The 20,333-nt window shown below is 72.4% G+C and carries 18 protein-coding genes and 1 pseudogene; 11 read left to right on the top strand and 8 right to left on the bottom strand.

Translation table 11 applies throughout. The annotated features are described in order from the left end of the window. Positions 1 to 36: 36 nt before the first annotated feature. From ACIQU6_RS31640 to ACIQU6_RS31615, 6 genes are all read left to right on the top strand, one after another. Positions 37 to 1,635: a TIGR02677 family protein gene (locus tag ACIQU6_RS31640; RefSeq protein WP_403485147.1), complete on the top strand. Its 1,599-nt coding sequence runs from the start codon at positions 37 to 39 to the stop codon at positions 1,633 to 1,635. Then, positions 1,632 to 2,861, top strand: a complete 1,230-nt coding sequence (locus ACIQU6_RS31635; RefSeq protein ID WP_403485146.1) for a TIGR02678 family protein — start codon at positions 1,632 to 1,634, stop codon at positions 2,859 to 2,861. Before ACIQU6_RS31640 ends, ACIQU6_RS31635 begins: the two co-directional genes overlap by 4 nt. Next, positions 2,858 to 6,976: a TIGR02680 family protein gene (locus tag ACIQU6_RS31630; RefSeq protein WP_403485145.1), complete on the top strand. Its 4,119-nt coding sequence runs from the start codon at positions 2,858 to 2,860 to the stop codon at positions 6,974 to 6,976. The genes ACIQU6_RS31635 and ACIQU6_RS31630 overlap by 4 nt, the downstream gene beginning before the upstream one ends. Then, the gene (locus ACIQU6_RS31625) at positions 6,973 to 8,358 is read left to right on the top strand and encodes a TIGR02679 family protein (protein ID WP_403485144.1); all 1,386 of its coding nucleotides are present in this window, start codon (positions 6,973 to 6,975) and stop codon (positions 8,356 to 8,358) included. The genes ACIQU6_RS31630 and ACIQU6_RS31625 overlap by 4 nt, the downstream gene beginning before the upstream one ends. Before the next feature lie 39 nt (positions 8,359 to 8,397). Further along, entirely contained in the window at positions 8,398 to 9,321 is a 924-nt protein-coding gene (locus ACIQU6_RS31620; RefSeq protein WP_403485143.1) for an LLM class F420-dependent oxidoreductase, read from the top strand. A 145-nt stretch (positions 9,322 to 9,466) separates the two neighbouring features. After that, positions 9,467 to 11,071, top strand: coding sequence for an ABC-F family ATP-binding cassette domain-containing protein (locus ACIQU6_RS31615; protein WP_403485142.1), 1,605 nt, complete (start codon positions 9,467 to 9,469; stop codon positions 11,069 to 11,071). Between the two features lie 55 nt (positions 11,072 to 11,126). Here ACIQU6_RS31615 and ACIQU6_RS31610 read toward each other — a convergent pair whose 3' ends face one another. From ACIQU6_RS31610 to ACIQU6_RS31595, 4 genes are all read right to left on the bottom strand, one after another. Further along, the gene (locus ACIQU6_RS31610; protein WP_403485141.1) at positions 11,127 to 11,924 is read right to left on the bottom strand and encodes a DsbA family protein; all 798 of its coding nucleotides are present in this window, start codon (positions 11,922 to 11,924) and stop codon (positions 11,127 to 11,129) included. A gap of 201 nt (positions 11,925 to 12,125) precedes the next feature. Continuing rightward, positions 12,126 to 12,410 (bottom strand): DUF3817 domain-containing protein, encoded by a 285-nt coding sequence (locus tag ACIQU6_RS31605; RefSeq protein WP_403485140.1) that lies wholly within the window; start codon positions 12,408 to 12,410, stop codon positions 12,126 to 12,128. Position 12,411: 1 nt separating this feature from the next. Then, entirely contained in the window at positions 12,412 to 12,894 is a 483-nt protein-coding gene (locus tag ACIQU6_RS31600; protein WP_403485139.1) for a DUF2269 family protein, read from the bottom strand. A 206-nt stretch (positions 12,895 to 13,100) separates the two neighbouring features. After that, a complete protein-coding gene (locus ACIQU6_RS31595; protein ID WP_403485138.1) occupies positions 13,101 to 13,778 on the bottom strand; it encodes a DJ-1/PfpI family protein in 678 nt (225 codons plus the stop codon). 182 nt (positions 13,779 to 13,960) lie between these two features. Here ACIQU6_RS31595 and ACIQU6_RS31590 point away from each other — a divergent pair, with 182 nt between their 5' ends. Next, positions 13,961 to 14,977 carry a GlxA family transcriptional regulator gene (locus ACIQU6_RS31590; protein WP_403485137.1) on the top strand — a complete coding sequence of 339 codons (1,017 nt, stop codon included), beginning with the start codon at positions 13,961 to 13,963 and terminating at the stop codon, positions 14,975 to 14,977. Here ACIQU6_RS31590 and ACIQU6_RS31585 read toward each other — a convergent pair. Continuing rightward, positions 14,966 to 15,718, bottom strand: coding sequence for a GNAT family N-acetyltransferase (locus ACIQU6_RS31585; RefSeq protein WP_403485164.1), 753 nt, complete (start codon positions 15,716 to 15,718; stop codon positions 14,966 to 14,968). The genes ACIQU6_RS31590 and ACIQU6_RS31585 overlap by 12 nt on opposite strands. Before the next feature lie 253 nt (positions 15,719 to 15,971). Between ACIQU6_RS31585 and ACIQU6_RS31580 the strand changes: the two genes are divergently transcribed. After that, entirely contained in the window at positions 15,972 to 16,820 is an 849-nt protein-coding gene (locus tag ACIQU6_RS31580; RefSeq protein WP_403485136.1) for an alpha/beta fold hydrolase, read from the top strand. A gap of 22 nt (positions 16,821 to 16,842) precedes the next feature. On the opposite strand, the gene ACIQU6_RS31575 is transcribed toward ACIQU6_RS31580, so the two are convergent. From ACIQU6_RS31575 to ACIQU6_RS31565, 3 genes and pseudogenes are all read right to left on the bottom strand, one after another. Continuing rightward, on the bottom strand, positions 16,843 to 17,289 hold the full coding sequence (locus ACIQU6_RS31575) for an SRPBCC family protein (protein ID WP_403485135.1): 447 nt from the start codon (positions 17,287 to 17,289) through the stop codon (positions 16,843 to 16,845). 73 nt (positions 17,290 to 17,362) lie between these two features. Then, a complete protein-coding gene (locus ACIQU6_RS31570) occupies positions 17,363 to 17,818 on the bottom strand; it encodes a GNAT family N-acetyltransferase (protein ID WP_403485134.1) in 456 nt (151 codons plus the stop codon). Between the two features lie 107 nt (positions 17,819 to 17,925). Further along, positions 17,926 to 18,425: pseudogene (locus ACIQU6_RS31565) on the bottom strand (LysR substrate-binding domain-containing protein); the annotation flags it as partial. 160 nt (positions 18,426 to 18,585) lie between these two features. On the opposite strand from ACIQU6_RS31565, the gene ACIQU6_RS31560 reads away from it, so the two are divergent. The 3 genes from ACIQU6_RS31560 (at position 18,586) to ACIQU6_RS31550 (ending at position 20,261) form a co-directional block, all read left to right on the top strand. Further along, positions 18,586 to 19,170 (top strand): carbonic anhydrase, encoded by a 585-nt coding sequence (locus ACIQU6_RS31560; RefSeq protein ID WP_403485133.1) that lies wholly within the window; start codon positions 18,586 to 18,588, stop codon positions 19,168 to 19,170. 78 nt (positions 19,171 to 19,248) lie between these two features. Beyond that, positions 19,249 to 19,731, top strand: a complete 483-nt coding sequence (gene cynS, locus ACIQU6_RS31555; protein WP_403485132.1) for a cyanase — start codon at positions 19,249 to 19,251, stop codon at positions 19,729 to 19,731. Between the two features lie 44 nt (positions 19,732 to 19,775). Continuing rightward, positions 19,776 to 20,261 (top strand): nucleoside deaminase, encoded by a 486-nt coding sequence (locus ACIQU6_RS31550; RefSeq protein WP_403485131.1) that lies wholly within the window; start codon positions 19,776 to 19,778, stop codon positions 20,259 to 20,261. Positions 20,262 to 20,333 lie beyond the last annotated feature (72 nt).

The raw sequence follows: 20,333 nt of genomic DNA, 5'->3' as shown, positions 1-20,333 counted from the left end.
CCGCTTCGGGGTGTGCGTCAGGAAGAATGTCCGGCGATGACGTCGCAGCCTGTTGAGCCGGATCGGGCCGGATACGCCCCCTTCGCGCATCTCACCGTGCCCAACTCCGCCCTCTACCGCCGGGTGATGGGCACATTCCTGGCGGCCAAGGAGCGGTTCGCGGTGCACCTGCGTCCGGAGGACGTGCACGCCGCGCTGACGCCGGAACACCGGCCCGCCGAACTGGACACCGTGGTCAAGGCACTGGACAGCCTCGTCGACTGGGGCAACCTGAGGGCGGACCCCGACACCTCCCGGGTCACCGCGGTCGAGGACTTCTACCGCAAGCGCTTCATCTACCAGCTCACGCACGCCGGAGAGGCCGCCGAACAGGCGTTATCCGCGTACGACGAGGCGCTGGGGCGGCGCGGCGCGCTCCAGGCGGTGGCGCTGCACGACATCGTCACGCAGTTGCGGGCCCTGCTGGTGATCGCGGGGGAGGAGGAGCCGGACGCGGCCAAGGCCCACCTGGCGCTGTCCGCGCTGGCCAGTCGGTTCGAGGCGTTGGCGGAGAACGCGCGGGCGTTCATGGGGTCGTTGCAGCGCACCATCGACCTGCACGGCGTGGAGGTCGAGGTCTTCCTCGCCTACAAGGACCGGTTGATCCAGTACCTGGAGCGGTTCATCCAGGACCTGATCACCTTGGGCGGCCGGATCGCCCTGCTCATAGGGGAGCTGGAGGGGCAGAACCGGGCCGATGCGCTGCTGCGGCTGGCGGCGGTCCGTGAGGCCGCGGACGCCGCACCGGACGAGCTGGAGAGCGCGGAAGCGCAGGCATACGCGCGCTGGGCGGGGCGCTGGGCGGGGCTGTCCGCCTGGTTCGTCTCGGCGGACGGCCGCGAGTCACAGGCGCGCCTGCTCCGTGGTCGTGCACTGGGTGCGATTCCCCAACTTCTCGCGGTGGTGCGACAGTTGAACGAGCGTCGGGCGGGAAGGTCGGATCGGTCGGCGGACTTCCGTACCCTGGCCCGCTGGTTCGCCGAGGCGCCCGACGACGAGGCCAGGCATCGGCTGTGGCGCGCCGCCTTCGGCCTCTACCCCGCCCGCCACCTCACCATCGACGCAGACACCCTCACCGAGCGCACCGCCCATCCGGTGCTGGCCTCCACCCCGTGGGGCGAGGCCGAACCGCTGCGCATCAGCCCGCAGTTGCGCCGCACCGGCAGCTACGAGCGGCGCGGGAAGACCCGCAAGGTGCAGGACCGTTCGGAGGACCGGCGACGCCTCGCCGAGATCGCCGCCAGACAGGCCGCGGAGATCACGGCAGCCCGCACCCGCCTGGCAACGGACGGCACCACCCGACTGTCCGCGCTCGGCGAGCTCGATCCACTCGCCTTCGGCCTGTTCCTGCGGCTGCTCGGCGACGCCCTGGCCACCTGGCGGCCGGACATGACCACGACGATGGTGACCAGCAACGACGGCTCGATGGAGATCCGCCTCACGGCGCTGACGGACGGCACGAAGGCCGAGATCCGCACGCCCGGGGGAGTGTTCCGGGGCCCGGACCACCTGGTCGAGATCACCGACCTCACCCGGAGCGGCCGGGTCCGTACGCACGACACCCCGGCGCGGGGACCTGTGAGGGAGGAGCCATGACCACACCCCTGGGCGAGGTACTGGACAGCCGGCGCGCGGCCGAGTTCCAGAAGGCCGCCCGCGCCCTGCTGAAGGAGCCGCTGCTGCTGGCGCACGGCCCCTACGCCGACGAGTACCGCCTGGTGCGGCAGCACGCCGCCGAACTGCGCGACTGGTTCGACCGCAACGTCGGATGGTCGTTGCGGGTGGACGCGGAGGCCGCCCGGCTGCGCAAGACCCCCGGCGCCCCGGCCGACCCCACCCACCCGGCGCGCGAGGCGTCCAGGGCGCAGGCACCGTTCACCCGCCGCCGGTACGTACTGCTGTGCCTGGCCCTGGCAGCGTTGGAACGCGGGGAGGCGCAGATCGCCCTCGGCCGACTCGCCGAACAGGTCGTACTGGATGCCGCGGATCCCCAACTCGCCACCGCCGGAGTGCAGTTCACGCTGGAGCGACGTGACGAGCGGTTGGACCTCGCCGCGGTGGTGCGGCTGCTGCTGCGGTACGGCGTACTGCGCCGGGTCGCCGGCGACGAGGACGCCTACGTCAGCGGCGCGGGCGACGTGCTCTACGACGTGGAGCGCCGGGTCCTGGCCGGACTGCTCGCCGCCCGCCACGGACCCTCGACCGTCGCCGCCGAGGACGCCGACGACCGCCTGGCCGGACTGATCGCGGAAAGCGCCCTGGACAGCGACGAGTTGCGGTTCCGCGCGATCCGCCAGACCCTGACCCGCTGCCTGCTGGACGACCCGGTGCTGTACTACGACGAGCTGGCCGACGAGGAACTCGTCTACCTGACCCGGCAGCGCGGCTTCATCACCGCACGCATCAGCGAACTGACCGGCCTGGTGGCAGAGGTGCGGGCCGAAGGCATCGCCATGGTCGACCCACTGGACGACCTGACCGACGTCCGCATGCCCGAGCAGGGCACCCACGGGCACGTCACCCTGCTGCTCGCCGAACACCTCGCGGCCGCCGGCGGCGAGGTGGGCCGCGGCGAGTTGGAACGCCGGGTGCGGGAACTGGCCGTCGAGCACGGCGGATTCTGGTCCAAGAGCGCCAAACAGCCCGGCGCGGAAGCCGAACTGGTCGAACAGGCACTGACCAAACTCACCGCACTCGGACTCGTCACGCGCACACCGGGAGGCGTCGCCCCCCTCCCCGCCCTCGCCCGCTACGCGGTCGGCGAGACCGTCGTGCTCGAACCGGGCACCCGCACTCCGCAACGAAAGGCCCCAGCGTCGTGACCGCCCTGCCCCTCCCCGCACCCGGTCGGTGGCGGCCGCTGCGCATCGGACTGGTCGACCTCTTCTACTACGACAAAGAGGAGTTCTGGTTCCACGACGGCCGCCTGCTGCTGCGCGGCAACAACGGCACCGGCAAGTCCAAGGTCCTCGCCCTGACCCTGCCCTTCCTCCTCGACGGCGACCTCTCCGCCCGCCGGGTGGAGCCCGACGCCGACCCCGGCAAGCGCATGGAGTGGAACCTGCTGCTCGGCGGGCAGCACCAGCACCCCGAGCGACTCGGCTACACCTGGATCGAGTTCGGCCGCCGCGACGAGACCAGCGGCCAGGACCACTTCGTCACCCTCGCCTGCGGACTGAAGGCGGTGTCCGGGCGGGGCATCGCCCGCCACTGGTACGCCGTCACCGACCAGCGCGTCGGCGAGGAACTGAGCCTGCTCGACGCCACCGACACCGCGCTCTCCCGCGACCGGCTCGCGGAGGCCATCGCCGGCCGCGGCCTGGTCTACGACCAGGCCAAGGCATACCGCAGGGCCGTCGACGAGGCACTGTTCGGACTCGGCGAGCGACGCCACGCGGCGCTGGTGGACCTCCTCATCCAGCTACGGCAGCCGCAACTGTCCAAGCGCCCCAACGAGGTCGCCCTCTCCCGCGCGCTGACCGAATCGCTGCCGCCGATGGACCAGGCGGTGATCGCCGACGTCGCCGAGGCGTTCCGGTCCCTGGACGAGGAGAAGGACGAACTGCGGGCCGCCGCCGAGGCGGAGCGGGCCGCCTCGGCCTTCCTCGACCACTACCGCCGCTACGCCCGGGTCGCTACCCGCCGCCGGGCCCGCCTGCCCCGCACCGAACACGCCCGCTACGAACAGCTCCACCGCGACCTGGCCGCCGCCGAGACCGACCGCTCGGACGCCGAGAAGGCCCGGACGACCGCCGCCGACCTGCTCGCGGAGCTCGCGGAGACCGCCACCCGGCTCACGGCACAGGACGCCGCACTGCGCGAGGGCCCCGAAATGCGCAGCGCCCGCGAGCTGGAACAGGCGGCAGCCGACGCCCGCCGCACCGCGGACGAACTGGCCCGCGCGGCGGCCGACCAGGCACAGGCGGGCCAGGCCCACACCCGCGCACTCGGCCGCCTCGACACCGCACAACGCCGCCTGACGACGGCCGCGGAGCAGATCACGGATACCCTCGCCCGCGAGCGGGAAGCGGCCTCGGCGGCCCGATTCGACGGCCTGCCGGAAACCGACGGCGTACCGGAGGCGGAACTGCGCCGTGCGGCGGGGGAGTCGGTGGCCCGCAGGCGCCGCACCCTCGACCACGTCGAGGAGTTGATGGCACACGCCGAGACCGCGGCCGGCGAACGGAGGGACGCCGCCCGCCGCCTGGACGAGGCCGAGATCGAGGCCGGCCACACCGCCGAGCGGCAGACCCGGGCGGAGGAGGGGGCGACCGCGGCAGGCCGGGAACTCGTCACCCTCGTCGGCGGCCACCTGGACTCCTGCGAGGAACTGACCGTCGCCGACCCCACCGGCCTCCTGGACGCACTCCAGGACTGGGTCACCCACCTCCAAGGCCCCTACCCGGCACGCGAACAGGCCGGCGAGGCCCACCGCGTACGCGCGGCGCACCTGGCCGACCGCAGCGCCGCCCTCGGACAGGAACTGACCGCCCTGCGGGGCCGGCACGCCGAGGCCGAGCGGGAGCTGACCGAACTGGAGGCGGGCGGCCAGCGCGGCCCCGCCGCACCCCCGACCCGTACCCCCGGCGTGCGCGACCGGGCGCCCGGAGCACCCCTGTGGCGACTGGTCGACTTCCACGACCACATCACCGCCACCGAACGGGCCGGACTGGAAGCCGCACTGGAGGCATCCGGGCTCTTGGACGCCTGGGTGCGCCCGGACGGCACCACCGTCCACGCCGAGGGGCACGACACCCTCCTGTCCCCCCTGCCACCGGCCCACCAGCCGACCGGGCCGACCCTCGCCGACGTACTGCGGCCCGCGGTCGACCACGGTGACGCCCGCGCCACGGCGGTGGGCGAGCAGACGGTGGCCCGCCTCCTGACAGCCGTGGGCCTCGGCTCCGGCGACGACACCTGGGTGGCGACGGACGGCCGCTTCCGCGTCGGCGCCCTCACCGGCAGTTGGTCGAAGGAGGCAGCCGCGTACGTGGGCGAAGGAGCCCGCGAGGAGGCACGCCGAGCCCGCATCACCGCGCTGCGCGGCGAACTGGCCGCCCTGAAGGACGACACGACCTGCCTTGAGGCCGAACGCATCGCGGTGGCCCACCGCCGACGCACCCTGGACGCCGAACTGGCCGCCGTCCCCGACGACGCCGCCCTCCGCCACGCCCACGCCCTCGCCGCGACCGCCGCGGACGCCGCCCACCGGGCCCGCACCCGCCGCGACGAACGCTCCACCGAACTGGCCGAGGTGACCCGACGGCAGGCCGAGACGGACACCGAACTCGCCGACACCGCCACCGCCGTGAACCTGCCCGCCGACCGCGGCGCACTCGCCTCCGTCCGCCAGGCCCTGGCCGACTACACCGCCGTCCTCGCCGCTCTGTGGCCCGCTCTGCGCGAACACACCGCCGCGCAGCAGGCCCTCGCCGACGAGCGCGCGGAAGCCGAACAGGCCGGCACCAGGACGGCCGAACTGACCCTGCGCACCGAGGAGTCGCGCCAGCTCGCCGGCGCCGCCCAGGAACGCCACGCCACCCTGCGCTCCACAGTGGGAGCCGCCGTCGCGGAACTGGAACGACGCCTGGCCGAAACCACCGCGGCCCGCGCCGCATGCGAACGCGACCAACGCCAGGCCCGCGAGGACCACACCGCCGCCGACCGGCGCGCACACCTCGCCCAAGGACACATCGAACGACTGGAGGTCGACCTGCGCGAGGCGACGGCGGCCCGCGCCGAGGCCATCGCCGCCCTCCAACGGTTCGCCGCCACCGGCCTGTTGACCGTCGCGCTGCCGCAGGCCACCGTGCCGCCCCTGGACGGCGGACCGTGGGCCGCCACCCCCGCCGTCACCCTCGCCCGCACCATCGAAGCCGAACTGGCCGGCACCGACGACTCCGCAGGCGCCTGGGAACGCGTACAGAAGAAGCTCAGCGAGGAGTACAAGAAACTCCAGGACGCGCTCTCCCGTGGCGGCCACACCGCCACCGCCCGGATCGCCGAGGACGGCATGGTCGTCGACATCATCTACCAGGGCCGCGAACGAGCCGTCCCCGAACTGGCCGAGGCCCTCGCCACCGAAGTCGCCGAGCTGACCCGCATCCTGTCCGCACACGAACGCGAGATCCTCGAAACCCACCTGCTGACCGAGGTCGCCGGCACCCTCCAAGAACTCATCGGCACCGCCGAACGCCAGGTCAACGCCATGAACGCCGAGCTCGACCAGCGCCCCACCTCCACCGGCATGAAGCTCCGCCTGGTCTGGCGCCCCTCCCGCAAGGCACCGGCCGGACTGGCCCAGGCACGCGAGCGCCTGCGCCAGTCCGCCGACGCCTGGACCCCCGAGGACCGGGCAGCCGTCGGGGAGTTCCTCCAGACCCAGATCGGCCGCCGACAGTCCGACGACACCGCCGGCAGTTGGCTGGAGGTGCTCACCACCGCGCTCGACTACCGCAGTTGGCACGAGTTCGGCATCGAACGCCACCAGCACGGAAAATGGGTCCCGGCCACCGGCCCCGCCTCCGGAGGCGAACGCGTCCTGGCGGTGAGCGTGCCGCTGTTCGCCGCCGCCTCCTCGCACTACGCCACGGCCGCCGCCAACGCCCCCCGCCTGGTCACCCTCGACGAGGCGTTCGCCGGCGTCGACGACGACTCGCGCGCCAAGTGCCTGGGCCTGCTGCACGCGTTCGACCTGGACGTGGTGATGACCAGCGAACGCGAATGGGCCTGCTACCCCGAGGTCCCCGGCATCGCCATCGCCCAACTCTCCCGCGTCGACGAGATCCAGGCAGTCCTGGTGACCCGCTGGGAATGGGACGGAACCGAACGCACCCGAGGCACCGAACCGGCACCCCACACACCGACACCCTCCCCCCACATCCCCGCACAGCTCCCCGCAGGACCCGCCGACAGCCAGGACACCCTGTGGACGTGAACGCCGACCAGGAACCCGGCCGGGAACCGGCACCGCACGCGGACCCCGACGCACCCGGACAGTCCCCACCCCCCGTCGACCACGACCGCCTGACCAGACTCCTCGGCCCACCCGAACTGGGCTGGCTGGTCGACCGCGTACGCCGCCGCATGGAGCGCGACGAACCCCTCACCGGCCCGGTCACCCTGGCCGCCCCCACCACCGAACAGCGCGCTGCCGCCGAGCGGTTGTTGGGCCGCAGCCCCGGCACCGGACGGTCCCTGAGCCTGCGCCTCGACGCGGTGGACGCCGTCCTACGCCGCTCCGGAGCCAGCCCCCACGGCCTCGTCACCGCCGTCACCGCCCTCACCGGCCCCGTCACCCGCCTCGCCGACCAACGCGAGCAGGAAGCCAACGACTGGCGCGACGCCCACACCCCCCTCGACACCCTCGTCCACACCACCACACCCCAACTCGCCGACTGGGCCCACCAACTGCGCAGCGACGGCCTCGTACGCCGCCTCGCCCGCACACCACACACAGCCAAGGCCCTGCTCGCCGACACCGCAGAGGTCCTGCACCGACTGCCCGCCGACCCCGCCGTCTCCCTGCCCGCCTTCGCCGCCCGCACCCTCGGCGACGCCCACGCCCTCGACGACGGCACCCCGCTCGCCACCCTCGTCCTGTCCGGCATCCGCGCCCTGACCGGCTTCCCGGACGGCACCGGAGCCGAATGGCGGCGCGAGGCATGGGCGTGCGCCGGCCTCCTCAAGGACGCGCTCTCCTCCACCGTCCTCACCCTCGGCCTGCGCGGCACCCCCGCCCTCGACTGGCTCACCGACGCCGGAGAACCAGCCGTCCTCACCCTGCGCCAACTCACCCGAACCCCACCGCGCACGGCCCCCACCGTGGTGCACGTCTGCGAGAACCCGACCGTCCTGGCCACCGCGGCCGACACCCACGGCACCGACTGCCAACCCCTGGTCTGCCTCCAGGGCCAACCCTCGGCCGCCGCCCTCACCCTGCTGCACCACCTGCACACCCACGGCTCCACCCTCCGCTACCACGGTGACTTCGACTGGGGCGGCCTCCGCATCGCCACCACGCTGCTCCACCGCGTCCCCTGGCACCCCTGGCGCTACACGACCACCGACTACCGCAACGCAGCCGCCACCACCCCCCTGGCCCCCATCCTGACCGGCACACCCACCCCCGCCGCCTGGGACCCCGACCTGCCCGCGGCCCTCACCGAACTCGGCGTCCGCATCGAGGAAGAAGCCGTGCTGAGCGACCTACTGGCCGACCTCGGCCCCGGAGACCGCCAAGGAGCTTCGCCACCAGCAGGAGGTCGCCACGGTGCCGGCTCCGCACGACAGACACCCGACATCAACTCGTCACCCTGACGGGGAATAGACCACCAACATCCCCTGTTCTCCACGAACATGACTGTTGGAGTTGCTCTCAATCCGCTCACCCCCGCCAACCAGATCGACGCGAGCGTGGAGCTCGCCAAGGAAGCCGCGGCCGCGGGACTGCGGTCCGCCTGGTTCGGGCAGACCTTCGGGGCGGACTCGCCCCAGTTGGCCGCGATCGTCGGCCGCGAGGTGCCCGGACTGCACGTGGGCACGTCCGCCATCCCCGTCTTCGGACGACACCCGCTGATCGTCTCCAGCCAGGCACAGACCGCACAGGCCGCCACCCACGGCCGCTACCACCTCGGACTGGCCCTCGGCACCAAGCTGTTGACCGAAGGCGGCTTCGGGCTCCCCTTCGAACGGCCCGTGGCCCGCCTGCGGGAATTCCTCACCGCCTTACGACAACTGACCGAGACCGGCAACGCCGACTTCCACGGCGAACTGCTCACCGCCGCCACCCCGATCCCGGCCCGCGTGCCCGGCGCCGAGTCCGGCGTCCCGGTGCTCGTCGCCGCCATGGGCCCGAAGGCGCTGCGAGCCAGCGGCGAACTGGCCGACGGCATCCTGCCCTACCTCGCCGGACCCCGCGCCCTCGCCGAGCACATCGTGCCGGCCGTCACCAAGGCCGCCGAGGCCGCCGGGCGCCCCGCCCCCCGCATCGTGGCCCTCGTCCACGGCGTGGTCACCGACGACGTCGACGCGGTCCGCGCCACCGCCACCGAGAACCTGGCCTTCTACGAACAGGTCCCCTCCTACGCCCGGGTCATCGAACTGTCCGGTGCCCAACGGGCCTCCGACGTCGCCGTGATCGGCAACGAGGAGACCGTCGCCGCCGAGGTCCAGCGCTACCGGGACGCCGGAGCGAGCGAGGTGGTGTTCGCCGGGACGGAGATGGCCGGCGACGCCGACCGACGCCGTACCTGGAAGCTGCTGGGCGAACTCGCCGGCTGACCATCCAACGGGCCACCGTAAAAACGGATGCCCTGCTCAGCAGGCATCCGTTACGGTGGCCGCATGTCTACGCCCCGAATTTCCTAGCTGAGGACCCGCTTCCACGCCAGAAGTGTGTCCTTCGCTGTTTTCGGAGTGTTCAAGCATGATCACCGTTCGTGATGTCGAACTGCGCGCGGGTGCCCGCCTGCTGCTGTCCGACGTTTCCTTCACCGTCTCGCCCGGCGACCGGATCGGCCTGGTCGGCCGCAACGGAGCGGGCAAGACCACCCTGATGACCGCCCTCGCGGGCCACACCAAGCCCGCGGCCGGCACCATCACCCCCACCGGCCCGGTCGGCCACCTCGCCCAGGACTCCCGCGCGGCCGACCCGACCCGGACGGTCACCGACCGCATCCTGTCCGCCCGCGGCCTCGACACCGCCCGCCAACGGCTCCGCGCCGCCGAATCCGCGATGGCCGACGCCGACGGCGGCCGCGCCCTGGACCGGGCCATGACCGCCTACGCCGGCGCCGAGGCCGCCTTCCAGGCCGCCGGCGGCTACGCGGCGGAGGCCGAGGCGGCCCGGGTGGCCGCCGGCCTCGGACTGCCCGAACGAGCCCTCGGCGGGCCCCTCGGCGCGCTCTCCGGCGGCCAACGCCGCCGCGTCGAACTGGCCCGCATCCTCTTCGCCGGCGACCATGGCACGCTCCTCCTGGACGAGCCGACCAACCACCTCGACGCGGACTCGCTCGCCTGGCTGCGCACCTTCCTCCGCTCCCACCAAGGCGGCCTGGTCGTCATCAGCCATGACACCGACCTGCTCGCCGGCGTCGTCAACCGCGTCCTCCACCTCGACGCCACCCGCGCCGCGATCGACCTCCACAACACCGGCTGGACCGCGTACCTGACCCAGCGCGAGGCGGACACCCGACGCCGCACCCGCGAACGGGCCAACGCCGAGCGCAAGGCCACGGCGCTGCGCACCCAGGCGGACAAGATGAAGGCCCGCTCCGCGACCGCCACGATGGCCAGGAGCATGGCCCGCCGCGCCGACCGCCTGCTCGCCGACCTGGAACCCACCCGACGCACCGAGAAGACCGCCCGCATCCGACTGCCCGAGCCGCACCCCTGCGGCCGGATGCCGCTCGGCGCGATCAGCCTGACCAAGTCCTACGGCGACCACCAGGTCCTGCGCGGCGTGGACCTCGCCGTCGACCGGGGCAGCCGACTGGTGATCCTCGGCCTCAACGGCGCCGGAAAGACCACCCTGTTGCGCCTCCTGGCCGGCGCGGAAACCCCGGACACCGGCCGGGTGGTGCACGGCCAGGGGCTACGGATCGGCTACTTCGCCCAGGAACACGACACCCTGGACGGCGCCCGCACCGTCCTGGACAACCTGGCCGCGGCCGCCCCGCACCTCACCGACCAGGAACGCCGGCGCGTGCTCGGCGCGTTCCTGTTCACCGGGGACGACGCCGACAAACCCGCCGGCGTCCTCTCCGGCGGCGAGAAGACCCGGCTCGCACTGGCCGGACTGGTCCACTCCGGAGCCAACGTGCTGCTCCTGGACGAGCCGACCAACAACCTCGACCCCGCCTCCCGGGACGAGGTGCTGGCCGCCGTCGACTCCTACCCCGGAGCGATCGTGATGGTCACCCACGACGAGGGCGCCCTGGACGCCCTGCACCCCGACCGCGTCCTGCTGCTGCCGGACGCGGACGAGGACCTGTGGAGCGACGACTATCGGGAGCTGGTCACGCTGGCGTGAACGCCCTGGGGGCCGGGTCCGCGGACAGTCGCGGACCCGGCCCCCAGGGGTCGCGTCAGGAGGAGGGGCTGGGCGACGGCGAGGCCGTCGGGCCCGCGGCCGCCACCTTCTGGGCCTCCTTGTTCACCAAGGCGGTCAGCTTGCTCGGCGTCAGCTTGGTCGCGGGGTCGGCGATCGTCTTCCCGTTGAGCTGCACGACCGGGACCGGGCCGAGACCCGAACTGGCGTAGTCCTGCTGGGACTTGGTCACCCAGCCCTGCCGCGTGCCACGGTCCAGGCAGAGGTTGAACGCGTCGTGCTCGATCTTTCCGGCCTTCTTGGCCATCTTCTTCAGCAGCGTCCGGTTCTTGAAGCCGTCCTGCTGCGGGGCCGGTTGGTTCGCCCACACCTGGTCCATGAACTCGCTGAACCGACCCTGGTCCTGAGCACAGGCGGCCGCGGCGGCGGCCTCCTTCGCACCCGACCCGCCGTACTGGCGGTCGCTCGCGGTCACGAGACGGTAGTTGATCTGGGCCTGGCCGGACGCGAGGAGCTGACCGAACGTCTTGGAGTACTGCTGGGCGAAGGCCCGCGACTCCGGGCTCCGCGGGTCCTCGTACACCGTCAAGGTGACCGGAATAGTCGGCTTGACCGGAAGGGCCAGCTTGTCCCCATCGGCCGTCGTCCCCACGGCGTTGGACGGCGGCTCGAACGCGGTGGCCTCGCCGGACCGGGCGTACTGGCCGATCCAGGCCGCGGCGCCGCAGATCACGGCGAGCCCGACGCCGATCACCGCGTAGTTGCGCCAGTTGCCGCGAGGGCCCTTTCGCGTCGCTTCGCTGCCGTTCTTGTTGTGCCCTGCGGAGGCCACCATGGGAACCCTTTCACCAGGTCAATCGATGTGCTCGCCGACGGCGCCGTGCCCCGCGCCGCGCCGCCCGAGCGGCGACCGCGGGACACGGAACACCGCTGCGGCACGCACAGTGTGGCAGCATTCCCCGACTGCCGGGGTCCCGGGGCCGGGTGCGACCCCGTATGGAGCGCCGGAGGGCGCCCGCAGGCCCCCGCGCCGCGCTCACGCGGCCGTGGCGGCGACCGTCCCGGTGCTGGTGAGCCGGCGCAGCGCGAGCAGGCCGCCGACCCCGGGGAGACAGGCCAGCAGCACCGACCGGCCGGTGCGATGCGGGTCGCGGGCGACGGCCCCGATGGTGAAGAGGTAGGCGCAACCGTGGAGCGGGCCGGCGAGTGAGGAGACGGCCGGCAGGTGCACCGTGGCCAGGTTGGTCAGCAGGATGATCAGCGAAACCAGTTCGACGGTGGCCGCGGCGCGCAGGGGCCGGCGGGTGGGCGTAACGGGCACGTCATGCTCCTGTCGTCGAGCCGGGACGGATGATCATGAGGATCGTCACCGTCGCCCACAGGAGGTTGAACAGCCCGGTGAACATGGCCAGTTGGGCAGGACGGTAGGGCGGTGCGGTGGTCGGCTCGTCGCCGTCGAGGGCGACCAGCAGGGCGTCCTGCCGGGGCAACACCAGGGCGACCAGGACACCGGCGGCGGCCGCGGTCAGGGCGATGGAGACGATCAACCACGCGTCGCCCAGGACCCCCATCGCGGAGGCGGTGGCGAAGCCGAACACCGGCACGGCCATGCCGACCCCCGCGTACACCCGACAGATGCGGTGCAGCAGCCGGACGGTGCCCACCGCATCCGCCCGGGTGCCCGCCCCGTCCCCACCCGCCTGGGCCCGACGGACGGCCGGCGGGAACATGCTGGCGGCCACGGTGACCGGGCCGACCGCGACGATGGCGGCCAGAACGTGCAGCGAAAGCAAAATCTTGGTCATCGGTCGGCAACCGTCCAGGAGGAGCGGGCACGGACCCGGGACTGGGAGAGCGTCGACCACCCGTCGACCGGACCGCCACGGCCCACCGACCGCGGAACTACGAGGTACATGTGCCAAAGAGACTTTCTCGTTGAGCGAGCAAAGAGAGCTGAGCGAACAGAGATGAGTGAAGTGAGCTGAGTGAAGCGAGCTGATCGACGGGGAGGTCAGAAGGGGAGGGGCTGCGCCGGCGCGGCGCCGGTGGCGGACCAGACGGTGCCGCGCCGCTCGTGAGCGAAGACCCGCTCGACGGCACGCGCCACCCGGGGACCAACCTCGCGCTCGACCACGTAGAGGGCGAGATCGAGACCGGAGGTGACCCCACCACTGGTGATCAGATCGCCGTCGTCGACCACCCGCGCGTCGACGTGCTCGGCGCCGGTGGCCACCAGCAACTCCCGCCCCATGTCATGGCTGTTGACCGAACGCCCCTTGATGAGACCCGTCATGGCCAGCAGCAGCGACCCGCCGCAGACCGTCGTCACCAACGTGTCCGGCCGGGCCAGCGCCGCACCGGCCAACCGCGTCAGGTCCGTGTCGACGGCCCGCCGCAGAATCTCCGGAATGGTCCCGGCCCGCTCCGCCGCGCTCAGCCCCGCCGGATCGCGCAGATCGCCCACCGCCCCGGGCAGCACGACCACGTCGGCGCGCGCCGGATCCAACGCCGTGGTGGCGCGCAGGGACACCGCCGCCAGCCCACTGGGCACCTCCCGCGCCCCCTCGGCGCTCACCAACTCGACGCGGACGGCCCCCTCGGTGAGCATGCCGGCGCAGTGCAGCACCTCGTAGGGCGCGATGACATCCAGCGGGTCGAAGCCGTCGAACAGTACGCAGTGGACGAGCATGCGGTGCCTCTTCTCCAGTCGTGATCAGCAGTGCGCGCTAGAAAGTCCGACCCGCGCCACACAGTGGCCAGAATGACAACTTTCCACGGATTCCCGCCAACGCTCTGCAGAGCGCCTATGTGGCCTCCACCGCCGCTATCCAGGGAACTGACCACTGGCGGGAATCCAACTATCGTGTCGCCATGCACACCGTGGCCATCCTCGTCCTCGACCATGTGGTGCCGTTCGACATGGCGGCACCCCTGGAGATCTTCGGCCGCACCCGCCTGCCCGACGGACGCCGCCCCTACCGGACACGGCTCTGCGCCCCCACGCCCCAGGTACGCACCGACGGCTTCACCCTCAACGTCGAACGGGGACTGGACGCACTGGCGGAGGCCGACACCGTCATCGTGCCCGGCTGCTCGGAACAGGCCGGCGCACCGCACCCGGAGGCCCTGCGGGCACTCCGCGAAGCGGCGGCCGCCGGCACCCGCATCGCCTCGGTCTGCGTCGGCGCCTTCGTCCTGGCCGAGGCGGGACTTCTGGACGGCCTGCGCGCCACCACCCACTGGATCGCGGCCGCCGAACTCGCCCGCCGCTACCCGCACATCGAGGTCCAGCCCGACGTCCTCTACGTCGACAACGGCCAGATCCTCACCTCGGCCGGCGCCGCCGCAAGCCTGGACCTCTGCCTCCACATGATCCGCCGCGACCTCGGCTCGGCGATCGCCGCGGACGCCGCCCGGCTGTCCGTCATGCCGCTCGAACGCGAGGGCGGCCAGGCGCAGTTCATCGTCCACGAGCACCCACCGATGCCCCAGGGCTCCACACTCCAGCCCGTCCTCGACTGGATCGAGGACAACCTCGCGCACGAGATCACCCTCACGGCCATGGCCGCCCGCTCCGGCATGAGCGAACGGACCTTCAGCCGCCGCTTCCGCGAACAGACCGGCACCACCCCACTCCAGTGGCTGCTGCGCGCCCGGGTCCGCCGGGCCCAGTACCTCCTGGAGAACACCGACCACCCGGTCGAACGCATCGCCCACCAGGCCGGTTTCGGCTCGCCGACCGCCTTCCGGGACCGGTTCCGCCGCGTGGTCGGCACCACCCCGCAGTCCTACCGCACCGCCTTCCACGGCCGCCCGGCCGCGAACCCGCCCCGACTGCCCGGCCGACGAACCGAGCTCGCTACCTCCCCGCCCGCATCACGCCCCTGACCACGGCGACCACACATACGGCGTCGTGGTCGTCACCGCCTGAAAACCCAGCCGACGCAGGATCGGCGCGCTGTCGTCCGACGCGTCGACCTGGAGGTACCTGACGCCACGGGCCACCGCGAGCTCGGCGCGGGTGGTGACGAGCGCCCGATAGATGCCCCGACCGCGCCACGCCGGACGCGTCGTACCGCCCCACAGCCCCGCGAACTCGGTCCCCTCCCGCACCACCAGCCACGCGGCGGACACCACCTCGCCCCCGACCTCGGCCACCAGAACGGCGATCGCCTCCGGCGCCGCCGCCACCCGGCCGATCAGGTCCTCGCCCAACCAACCCCAGTCCTGCCCCCAGACCTCCGACTCCATCGCGGCGATGCGATGCATGTCGGCATCCGCGGTCACCCGCCGCAGGGTGACCCCGTCCGGCAGGACCGGCGCCGCCGCCATCCGCTCCGCCCGGCCGATGAGCACCGTCTCCCGCTCCTCGGGAACGAAGCCCGCCGCGCGCAGCCGCTCGGTGAGATCGGCGGGGCGGTCGTGCCCCCGGGTCTTCCACTCCACCGCCTCCCCGCGCGCGGCGAAGAAGTCCCGCTGACGGGCGATCAACCGGTCCAACTCGGCGCCGCGCACGCCGACATCGCGCGGAGCGCTGACGAAGCCGCGGAACTGCCCGACGACCCGCAACAGCGGACCGTCCTGCTCGTAGACGACCCCGTCCGCGGGGTTGGGCGGCTCGCCCCGCATCTGCTGGTCGTAGGCCACCAGCAAACCGGCGACGTCCGCACTGTCCGCCGCACTAGAGTCGATGTCTGGGTCGATACCCGGGTCGATGTCTGCCACACAAGAGACGATACGAACGGTGGCAACCGATTTTCGGGAGCGATGCGGGCGCGGGGCCGAACGCCCCCTTCCGCCGGCGCAGTTCGTCTGCGGTGACGGCACGTGGTCCACGGCCCAGAAACCCATCCGACGGTATACCACCACAGGAAGGCACCCCATGACTGCCGCTGCCACGCAGATCCCCATGACCGTGAAGACGATGACCGTACGGGGCCTGCGCCTCGCCTACGCGGATGCCGGCGGGCCGGGGCAGCCGGTGCTGGCGCTGCACGGGCACTTCGGTCGGGCCCGACAGTTCGCCGGGCTGGCCGCCGCGCTGGCGCCGGAGTTCCGGGTGATCGCACTGGAACAGCGCGCCCACGGCCACAGCGAACGCCACGACGACCTGACCCCGGACGCCTACACCGCCGACGCCGCCGCGTTCGTACGGGAGTTGAGACTGGGCCCGCTGCCGGTGCTCGGCCACTCGATGGGCGGCGTCATGGGCTTCCGGATGGCCGCGCGCCACCCGGAACTCGTCCGGTCGCTGATCGTCGAGGAGGGCGGCGCGCTCAACCGCCGCCCCGAGATGGCGCATCCGGTCCTCGACGTACGCGACTGGCCGCGCCGGGCGCCGACACTGGGCGAACTGCGCCGCCAGGTGGAGGCGCACGGCATCCCGGACGCCGGCTACTTCCTGGAGAGCGCCGTCGAACAGCCCGACGGCTGGGGGTTCCTCTTCGACTACGACGACATGGTCCGTTCGCAGGAGTCGCTCATCGGTGACTGGTGGCCCGACTGGCTCGGCTCCACCTGCCCGACGCTGCTGGTGCACGGCCTGGACAGCGGCATCCTGCCGACGCCGATGGCGCGGGACATGGCCGGACGCCGACCGAACACCACCCTGCGGGAGTTCCCCCACTGCGGCCACTGGGTACACGACGACGCCCCCGTCGAATTCGCCGCGGTGGTAAGGGAGTTCCTGACTGCACAGTCGGAGCCCGCACAGCCGGACACCGCACGGTGAGGCGCCAGGGAACTTCCTGCCCCTAGCGTTCCAACAACCCCTGCAAGATCCGCTCGTAGAGCCACCGCGCCAACCAGGCCGGCACCGGAAACGAGACACCAGGCAGCGCGCGCAGGAGGATCTCGCCGCTCCAGGCAACGCGGCAGCCCTCGTCCCAGGGGGCCACCTCGATCGTGGACCAGCCGGAGACCAGCCGCCCCCGCTTCTCCACCCGGCACCGGCCCACCACCCCGGCGGCGGAACTGCCCGACGGCGGTTCCCACTCCACGACGCGCATCACGTCGTCGAAGGACACGGGGCCGAGGCCGGTGCGGGCGACGAAGGTGGTGCCCAACCCGGCGGGAGGCGGCGTCGTCACGGTGATCGTGGTCAACGGCACGCGCGCCGCGTGGGCTTCCCAGCGCGTCAACCGCCGCCACGCGACCTCGGGGGAGAGCGGTGCCGTGCGAGCGATCCGGAATACTGCCACCGCCTCATGCTACGCAGCGGGATCCGCCCGCCCCGGTCCGGCGCGCGCCCGACGGACCGGGACGGCCCCGGCGTCACAGCTCCCGTGTCAGGAACGCGCTGTGGGGATCGGGACGGTAGTCCGCGAACGGCGCGCAGGCGGCGAAGTCGAACTTCTCGTAGAGCTTCCTGGCGGGTAGGAAGAAGTCGCTCGCCCCGGTCTCCAGGCTCAGCCGGGTGCAGCCGAGGGACCTGGCCTCGGCGATGAGGTGTTCCAGCAGCAGGGAGGCGATCCCGCTCCGCTTGCGGGTCGGGTCGGTGCGCATCGACTTCAGTTCGGCGTGACGGGCGTCCAGCCGCTTGAGCGCGCCGCACCCCACCAGTTGGTCGTTGTCCCGCACCGTCCAGAAGGTGACTTCGGGCCTGCGGAGGCCGTCGAGGTCGAGGGCGTGCTTGCTCTCGGGCGGCGAGGCCGCACGCATCTGCTCGACGTGCGCGGCGAGGAAGGCGGCGATCTCGGGTCCGGAGAGGTCGTCCACGGCGATCTTCACTGCGGTGCGCTCCTTCGTTACGTGTGGTGCCTGCGCGTCCCAGTGTGGTTGCCGTGGGCCGGAGTTGCGACTGACTTCCTGCGTTCCGTGCGGGCCGCACCCGTCGTTCAGGCCGGCGTGTACCCCCGACCGCGGACCAGCTCGCGGACGAGGAGCGTGAAGGCGCGTACTGCGGCGCTGCGGTAGGCGTCGGAGCGGCGGAGCAGGGCGACCGTGCGGGTGGGGAGCGCGGGGGCCAGGGGGAGGGGCGTCAGGTGTGGGTGGTCGTGGGTGATGGCGTCGGGCAGGACGGTGGCCAGCGAGGTGCGCCGGACGATCTCGTGAGTGCCTGGATGGAGTTGGCCTCCACCGTGATGCGGGGGTCGACGTGGTGCTGGTCGAAGTAGCGGTCGATGTGAACGCGAGTGGCGAAGTCGCCGCTGAGCAGCGCGAGTTGGCGTGCCGCCAGATCGGTCACCGGGAGTGGTTGCGGGCGGTCGGTGCCGGGTTCGGGCGCGGCGGTGACCAGGCTGAGGGTCTCGGTGAACAGGTCCGCCGCCTCGATCCCGGGCAGATGCGGCCCCGTGAACGCGATGCCGAGATCGAGGTCGTCGTCCAACAGGGCAGATGACGCAGTTCCAGGGCCATACCCGCCACTATAGAAGCAACTATAGATGCCATCTATGGCAAACATGGCTGATTACTCTTGGACTCTATGGAGGCAGGTCGTGCAAGGTGAATCTCGCCGGCCAGAACGGACAGGCCGGCACGGATCGAAGGGACCGCCCATGCCCGACCTCGCCGAACGCCTCACGCGTTTCCAGCGGGACGTCTACCCGGCCAAGGCAGACCTGTTCCGCCACCTGGCCACCCACCACCAACCCCACACCCTGTTCATCGGCTGCTCCGACGCCCGCGTCGTCCCCGAGTTGATCACGGCCTGCGAACCGGGCGAACTGTTCGTCATCCGCACCGCCGGCAACCTCGTCCCCGCCTATCGCCGCCGCTCCGGCGACGGCGTGACGGCGAGCATCGAGTACGCCGTCGCCGCGCTCGGCGTCAGCGACATCGTGGTCTGCGGACACTCGGCGTGCGGCGCGATGACCGCCCTGGCCGAGGGCCACGACCTCTCCGACGCGCCGGCCCTCGCCCACTGGTTGCACCACGCGGACGCCTCCCGGGCCCGCGCCGAGGCCGCCGGCGAACCCGTGGACGTGGCCGCCATGGTCCGGCAGAACGTGCGGGCACAGCTCGCCAACCTCGCCACCCACCCCTCGGTCGCCCACGCGCTCACCGAGAACACCGTCCGCCTCCACGGCTGGGTCTACGACATCGCCGCGGGCACCGTCGACCCCGTCACCACCACCCCCTGACCTGCCGGGCAGCGGCCCCGCCCGCACCGCCCGCCCCCACCCCAACCAACCCACCTACAACGTAAGGAAACCCACCCCATGACGAACCCCACCGCCCACGCCCAGTTCCACCCCGACGCGCGCCAGGCGCTCGCCGTCGCCGCGGTCGAGGCCAAGACCCGCAAGGACCTGACCTGGCAGCAGATCGCCGACGCCGCCGAGCTGTCGGTCGCCTTCGTCACCGCCGCCGTGCTCGGCCAGCACGCCCTGCCGGAGCGGTCCGCCCGCGCCGTCGCCGGCCTGCTGGGCCTCGACGAGGACGCGGTGATGCTGCTGCAGGCCATCCCCACCCGCGGCTCGATCCCCGGCGGCATCCCCACCGACCCGACCATCTACCGCTTCTACGAGATGCTCCAGGTCTACGGCACCACCCTCAAGGCCCTGGTCCACGAGCAGTTCGGTGACGGCATCATCTCCGCGATCAACTTCAGGCTGGACGTGAAGAAGGTCGCCGACCCCGAGGGCGGCGAGCGCGCGGTGATCACCCTGGACGGCAAGTACCTGCCGACCAAGCCCTTCTGACCCCGGCCCCAGGCACCCGACCGCCCTCGCGCCGAAGGGACACCATGGACTTCGTCCAACGCACCATCGACCTCGCCCGTCAGAACGTCGCCGAGGGCGGCCGGCTCTTCGCCACCGTCATCGTCAAGGACGGTGAGGTCCTGGCCGAGAGCCCCAACGAGGTCGCCCAGACCAACGACCCCACCGCGCACGCCGAGGTCCTCGCCCTTCGCGAGGCGTGCACGAAGCTGGGCACCGAGCACCTGACCGGCACCACCGTCTACGTCCTCGCCCACCCCTGCCCGATGTGCCTGGGCGCGCTCTACCGCTGCTCGCCGGACGAGGTCGTCTTCCTCACCACCCGCGACGCCTACGAGCCGCATTACGTGGACGACCGCAAGTACTTCGAACTCGCCACCTTCTACGACGAGTTCGCCAAGCCCTGGCAGCAGCGCCGCCTCCCTCTGCGCTACGAACGGCGCGACGCGGCGGTGGACGTCTACCGCTTCTGGCGGGAGAACAACGGCGGCGACCGGCACCAGCACCACTGATCGCCCGACCGACGTCAAAGCCCCGTGGGTCGGCAGTCCGCTGCCGGCCCACGGGGCCTCGCCGCGCCTCCG

Source organism: Streptomyces sp. NPDC090442 (genome assembly GCF_044769405.1).
Taxonomy (GTDB): domain Bacteria; phylum Actinomycetota; class Actinomycetes; order Streptomycetales; family Streptomycetaceae; genus Streptomyces.
This window is presented reverse-complemented; position numbering and strand designations above follow the sequence as displayed.